The sequence below is a fragment of the Pseudomonas sp. 28 E 9 genome (genome assembly GCF_900004785.1).
In the GTDB taxonomy this organism is placed as follows: Bacteria; Pseudomonadota; Gammaproteobacteria; order Pseudomonadales; family Pseudomonadaceae; genus Aquipseudomonas; species Aquipseudomonas orientalis_A.
This window is the reverse complement of the sequence record NZ_CVTK01000057.1, coordinates 65,820-72,077: the sequence shown is the minus strand read 5'-3', so window position 1 is coordinate 72,077 and position 6,258 is coordinate 65,820. Positions and strand designations below refer to the sequence as shown.

General features: G+C 63.7%; 4 protein-coding genes. 1 reads left to right on the top strand and 3 read right to left on the bottom strand.

All coding sequences use genetic code 11. The annotated features are described in order from the left end of the window. Positions 1 to 247: 247 nt before the first annotated feature. Complete coding sequence (locus BFQ00_RS25080; protein WP_065885074.1) at positions 248 to 1,150, bottom strand: DMT family transporter; 903 nt, start codon at positions 1,148 to 1,150, stop codon at positions 248 to 250. 136 nt (positions 1,151 to 1,286) lie between these two features. On the opposite strand from BFQ00_RS25080, the gene BFQ00_RS25075 reads away from it, so the two are divergent. Next, positions 1,287 to 2,162, top strand: a complete 876-nt coding sequence (locus tag BFQ00_RS25075) for a helix-turn-helix domain-containing protein (protein WP_065935244.1) — start codon at positions 1,287 to 1,289, stop codon at positions 2,160 to 2,162. On the opposite strand, the gene BFQ00_RS25070 is transcribed toward BFQ00_RS25075, so the two are convergent. Both BFQ00_RS25070 and BFQ00_RS25065 read right to left on the bottom strand, forming a co-directional pair. Then, positions 2,159 to 4,660, bottom strand: coding sequence for a LuxR C-terminal-related transcriptional regulator (locus BFQ00_RS25070; protein WP_065935059.1), 2,502 nt, complete (start codon positions 4,658 to 4,660; stop codon positions 2,159 to 2,161). The two genes, BFQ00_RS25075 and BFQ00_RS25070, sit on opposite strands and share 4 nt — an antisense overlap. A 217-nt stretch (positions 4,661 to 4,877) precedes the next feature. Beyond that, positions 4,878 to 6,236 carry a DUF1329 domain-containing protein gene (locus tag BFQ00_RS25065; protein ID WP_065935058.1) on the bottom strand — a complete coding sequence of 453 codons (1,359 nt, stop codon included), beginning with the start codon at positions 6,234 to 6,236 and terminating at the stop codon, positions 4,878 to 4,880. Positions 6,237 to 6,258 lie beyond the last annotated feature (22 nt).

Genomic DNA, 6,258 nt, shown 5'->3' with positions numbered 1-6,258 from the left:
TGCGCTTTTCAAAAGTGAGCCGCTGTAAAAGCGGAACCCATAGCAGCCGTGACCGCAGAAACGGATATGTACTCGGTCCAATCCAACATCCTGGTCGGCCCAGAGGCCGCCATCGAGGGCAAGCCCTCTCCCACATTTGGACCTCGGAGCGTCAGGTAGATACGCGTTAGCTCCCTCGCCACAGGTGCGGTGTCGCACCAAAATTGTGTAGATACCTATGGCTATCAGGGGCTTGCCCCCTCCCACATCAGACCTGTTTCGCATGCAAAATCGGGGTGGCAGGCCGGGGTTTGCGAAACACCAGCACATTGCCCAGCATCACCAGCACCAACCCCGCCAGCGCCGGGGCGGTCCACTGATAGCCCTCGGCAAACGCCGACACGTTCAGCGCCACCACCGGGAACAACACAGTGCAATAGGCCGCCCGCTCCGGCCCCATGCGCCCTACCAGCGTCAGGTAGGCGGTAAAGCCAATTACCGAGCCCGGGATCACCAGGTACCACAGCGCGCCGATATACCGCGCGCTCCAGTCCATCTCGAACGGAATACCACGCACTGCGCAATAGGCCGCCAGCATCGCCGCACCATAGGCCATGCCCCAGGCATTGGTGGTCAACGGCTTGAGCCCGGCTTTCTGCTGCAAGCTCGAGAGCATATTGCCCGCCGAAAAGCACATCGTGCCCAGCAAGGCCAGGCCCAGGCCGAGCAAGGTCTGCGGGCTGGCGGTATGCCCGGCCACCTCCGGCCAGAACAGAAAGCCCAGGCCCAGCAGCCCAAGCGCGCCGCCCATCAACACATTGCGTGCGACCCGCTGACCGAAAAACACCCGGGCATTCAGCGCGTTCCACAAGGTCGCCGTGGAAAACACCACCGCCACCAGCCCGCTGGGGATCCACTGGCTGGCGGTGAGAAAACACATGAAATTGACGCAAAACAGGCACAGGCCCTGCGCCAGGCAAATCAGGTGTCCGCGCCGGTTCATCACCTGCAGACGGCGGCTGAGCAGCAACAGCACGAACAGCACCAGCGCCGCCAGGCCAAAGCGATAAACGATCGATACGGGAATCGCCACCACGCCCAACTGCCATTTGAGCGCGATCCAGGTGGTGCCCCAGATCAGCACCGTGAGTAGATACAGGGAAAGGTTCATAGCGGGCTCCGATAAGTGAGCCACAGTGTCGCTTTTACCGCGTGCGGTTCTCTTGCACATTCTTGCGCTTTTGTAGGAAGCGGGGCTCACAGCGCCATGACGGCGCGGTAGGATGCAAAACGTCGGAGAACACAGCATGCCAGCACTGGAATCCCTGCAAGTCTTTCAAGCCCTTAACCGCTCGCCCAACGCACGCCTGCAAGCCTGCGCCGAGCTCGGTGACGGTTTGTCCGCAGCATTGTGGAGCAACCACCACGATTCCCAGGATTACCAGGCGCCCAGCCATCACACGTTGTCGTGCTACATCGGCGGCGGCACCGGCACTTTTCGCCGTGACCAGCCGGGCGTCAAGGGCGGTCCGGACAAACTGTGCATCCTGCCGGCCGAGCATCAATCGGCGTGGGTGATCAATGGCCAGATCCGCCTGGCCCATGTGTATTTCAGCCCCGAACAATTTGCCCTCGGCTGCGTCACCCTGCTCGACCGCGAACCCCGCGAGCTGCAATTGCGCGAAGGCACCTTCCTCGAAGACGCCCGCCTGTCCGGATGCTTCCACCAGTTGATTGCCCTCAACTGGCACGAGCCCGGCGAGCGCCTGCTGACCAGCAGCCTGGCCCACGAAATGCTCAGTCACACCCTGCTCAGCCAGGTCGGCGCCCGTGACGGGCTGCGGGTAAAAGGTGGGCTGGCCGCGCACCAGCGGCGGCGGTTGGTGGAGTACATCGACCAGCACCTGCAGGACGCCATCAGCCTCGGCCAACTGGCGGGCCTGTGCGCGCTGTCGGAGTACCACTTCGCGCGCATGTTCCGCCAAAGCTTCGGCCTGCCGCCCCACCAGTATTTGCTGGCGCGCCGGCTGGCCCGTGCGAAGAGCCTGCTGCGCGGCAGCGCCCTGGCCGTGGGGGAGATCGCCTCGATGTGCGGTTTCTCAAGCGCCAGTCATTTCAACCAGCGCTTTCGCCAAGCCATGGGGGCGGCGCCCGGGGACTATCGCCAGGCCTTTCGCGCCTAGCCCATCAAGCCCAGCGTCTTGGCCTTGGCCACCGCCTGGGTGCGTCGCTCCACCCCGAGTTTGCTGTGGATACGCCGCGCATGGGTCTTGACCGTGTGCAGGGAGATATACAGGCGGTCGGCAATTTGCAGATTGGAGTTGCCCAGGGCGATCAACTGCAACACTTCCAGTTCGCGCTGGCTCAGCGGGTTTTGCGTGACGCCGACGGGCGACGCTTGCGGTTCGAGCCCCAACTCACTCAATAAGCCCGGTGCACGCAGACGCAACTCGCGCACCGCCTGCTGCACCTGGCAACGCGCCGCCAATGCCAGGCCGGCTTGCAGCGCCAGTCGCGCCCGGGTCGGCTCTCCCAGGCGCCAGGCCACCTCGCCCAGCACCAACTGCAGCTCGGTTTCCAGGCACAGCATGCCGCGTTGCCGGGTACTGTCGAGCAAGGCGCCGAGGCGCTCGAGCGGCTGTTCGGCGCAACCCAGCCTGACCTCGGCCAGCACCAGCAGGTACTCAAGACGCGGGATCAATTCCAGTGTGGCCGGCGGCGCCTGCTTGGCGCAGGGTCCGTGAAAATGACGCAACACGCGGCGCACGGCTTCCACCGTCAATTCCGCGCGCCCCTGCTGCAACCAGAAATGCCCGCTGACCAACAACAGTACCGCGCGGTACACCAGCACGGGAACGTGACGCTGCTGCATCAGTCGCTCGGCATCGCGCAGCTGGATAAACGCCTGGGCGTAATCACCGCGATTGGCGGCCAGCAGCGCCAGCCCGAGAAACCCGTAGAGCACCCGTTTATCCTGGCTGTGCAGGCAGATATTCATACCAGCCTCGAAGCACTCGCCCGCCAGGGCGTCCTGCCCTTGACGCAACGCCAGATGCCCGCGTCGCAGGGCGATACGCCCCATCAGTGGCCCCGCCTGCAAGCGCTGCTCGGCCAGCATCGCCTGCACGCTTTCCAGCAGGCTTTGCGCCCGGTAAGGCGCGCCGCGCTGTTCCAGCAGCTGGGCGTGGTCCAGCTCCAGCAAGGCCTCCAACACCAGCGAACCGTGGGCGCGGGCCAGGCACAGCGCTTCGCGATTGAAGGTTTGGGCGACATCCAGCTCACCACGCAGCAGGGCTTGCTGGGTCAGGCCCGACAGGCACATCAGGCGCGATGTCCAGGCACTCTCGGGCAGGGCTTGCAGCGCCTCCAGAAAATGCGCGCGGGAACCCTCGGCATCGCCGCTCAGGTGCAGCAGCCAGCCGGCCTGCGCCTGCCAGCGCGCCACCAGATGACGCTGCGCCGCCGCCGTGGGTCGCGGCGCGAATCGAGCCAACTGGTCGATGCACACCGCCGCCTGCTCGAAGCGCCCGGCAAACAGCAGTGCCGCCGTGACCAGCCCGACCAATTGCGCCGAGCCGAGCATCAATTCATCACCATGCTGCTCATGCAAGCGCAGCAGCAGCACGGCATTTTGCCCGCGAAACAAGTCTTCGAAACTAAAGTGCTGCAGCAGGCTCACCGCCGCCTCGTACTCCTGCGCCAGCAGCGCCTGCTCGAAGGCGGCCTGCCAGTCCTGCTCGGCGCTGAACCACTGGCAGGCGCGCCGGTGCCAGGCGCGCTTGGCCGGCCAGGGCTCTTCGCGCAGCAGGCGCGCCAGGGGGGCAAATATCTGCAGCCCATCGGTGCTGCCTTCCCAGGGCTGGATAAACGTACCGAGCGCTTGCAGCTCACGCAGGTACTGAGCACCGTCACCAAAGCCGAACAGATGTTCACACAGGCCCGCATTGAAGCGCGGCAGATTGGCCAGCACCCTCCAGGCTTCGGCCAACTCCGCCGGCAAGCTGTTGAACACTTCGTGTTGCAGATAATCGAGCAAGGTTTTATCGGCATGGCCGTCATTGAGTAACGCGATGCGCGCGCCGGCACACCAGCCTGCGCTGAATTGCATGACGCTCTCGACAGCCTGTCCAGGCCCGAGCAATGCCTGGATTTCCGTAGCATTGAAGGCCAGTTCAGCGCTGCCGCACTCCAGCAATTCGTCATCGAGCAGCAGCCGCGGCCAATTGCACGATGGCCGGCGTCGCGCGCCGAGCCACCAGGTCAGCACCGGGCTGCTGGCGGCGAGCAACCGGTCCAGCAAGGCGTCCAGTTCGGGCGCCGGCAGGCGGCAGAAATCATCCAGGCACACCCACGCCGTGGGTTGCCAGCGGCCCAGATCCAGCAATAACGTGGCTTCATCGGTGTAGGGCAAACCAAGGCTGTGGGCCAGGCGCCGGGAAAAATCATCAGGGCACGCCACGCCACCATTGAGTGCCAACCAGTACACCTGGCAACCGGGCGGCGCCTGCAGTGCACATTCGGCGAGCAGCGCGCTCTTGCCACTGCCAGCCGGCGCACACAACAACTTCACACGCGCCGGCGCCGCGAGCAACGCTGCGGCCAGGCGCGGGCGCAGCACATGGTGGGAGGACAGCCGAGGCATGAATCCAGGACGGTCCAGGCAGCGTGTCAGGGCGGTCATTGCTGCATCCTGCTTTTTTATTGTGATGCAACCCTAGTCCTGTGGTGGGCGGTTGTTGAAGAAGTATTCAGCACAATGATTGAAAGACATGCACGAAACCCAATGTGGGAGGGGGCTTGCTCCCGATGGGGGTGTATCAGTCAACCATCCATTGACTGACACTCCCCCATCGGGAGCAAGCCCCCTCCCACATTTTGAATGCATTTCTCATCCGAAATCAGCGCACGCCTTCAGACCTGAGGGCCGCCGGGGTGTAGTCCGCTGCCTTGGCCGCGAAGCCGAACACGAAGCTGCTCTTCTCCTCGTTCTTCATGCCCAGTGCGAGGTAGCGCCCGGCAATCAGGTCGTAGAGGGTTTCCACGGTGTAGGCCGGCACCTGGTGGTCGTAATAGAACTGCGCATGGCCTTCGGCGACGCGCCACAGTTGGCCGCGACCGTCGTAGTGGTCCACCAGGGCGACCTGCCAGCTGTCTTCGTCGATGTACATGTGGCGCTTGGCGTAGATGTGCCGCTCGCTCGGCTTGACGGTGCCGACCACTTCCCAGACGCGATGCAGCTCATAGCGGGTCAGGTCCTGGTTGATATGCCCGGCCTTGATGATGTCGTCGTACTTGAGGGTGGGCGAGTCGAGCTTGTAGCTGTTGTAAGGGATGTACAGCTCCTTCTTGCCCACCAGTTTCCAGTCATAGCGATCGGGCGCGCCGGAGAACATGTCGAAGTTATCCGTGGTGCGCAGGCCGTCGGAGGCGGTGCCCGGCCCGTCATACGACACCTGCGGCGCGCGCCGTACACGACGCTGGCCGGCGTTGTAGATCCAGGCCAGGCGCGGTTCCTTCACCTGGTCGAGGGTTTCGTGCACCAGCAGCACATTGCCGGCCAGCCGCGCCGGCGCGGTGACCGATTGCTTGAAATAGCTCAGCACGTTGGCCGCCTTGGCCGGGTCGATATCGGGGATGGCCTGGGGCACCGCGACTTCTTCTTCGAAGCGGATCGGCGTGTAGCTGCCGTTGGTCTGGGGCGTGGCCTGGGTGATGATGCGGCGCAGGTTGCCGCCGTGGTAGCGGGTGATGTGGTTCCACAGCACCTCTACGCCATTTTTCGGGATCGGGAACGCGTAGTAACGGTTACCGGTGAAGTTTTCCAGACCGTTGCCGTCGTTGATCGCCTTGACGTTGAGGGCGCTGCGCTTGATCGACTCGTAGATATCGGCCGGCAGGTTGACCGTACGGTGGCTCGGGTACACCGGGATCTTGTAGGTCTCGGGGTAGCGCTTGAACATCGCCACCTGGCCGTCTGAAAGCTTGTCCTTGTACTTGTCGACGGTGGCGGCGGTGATCACGAACAAAGGTTTTTCAGCGGCAAACGGGTCGGCGAGAAAGCCCTTGCTGTCCACCGTGCCGGCGTTTTTCGGGATGCCGCCGGTCCAGGCCGGAATCGAGCCATCGGCGTTGCCGGCTTTTTCGGCGCCGACCGGGGTAAGCGTGGTGCCAAGCTGGGCGGCTTCTTGCGGCGATACCGCTGCCATCACGTGGGCGGCCAATAGACTCAGGGCCAGCACTGCAATTGTCTTACGCATAAGTTCTTGTCCTTCTTTTAAG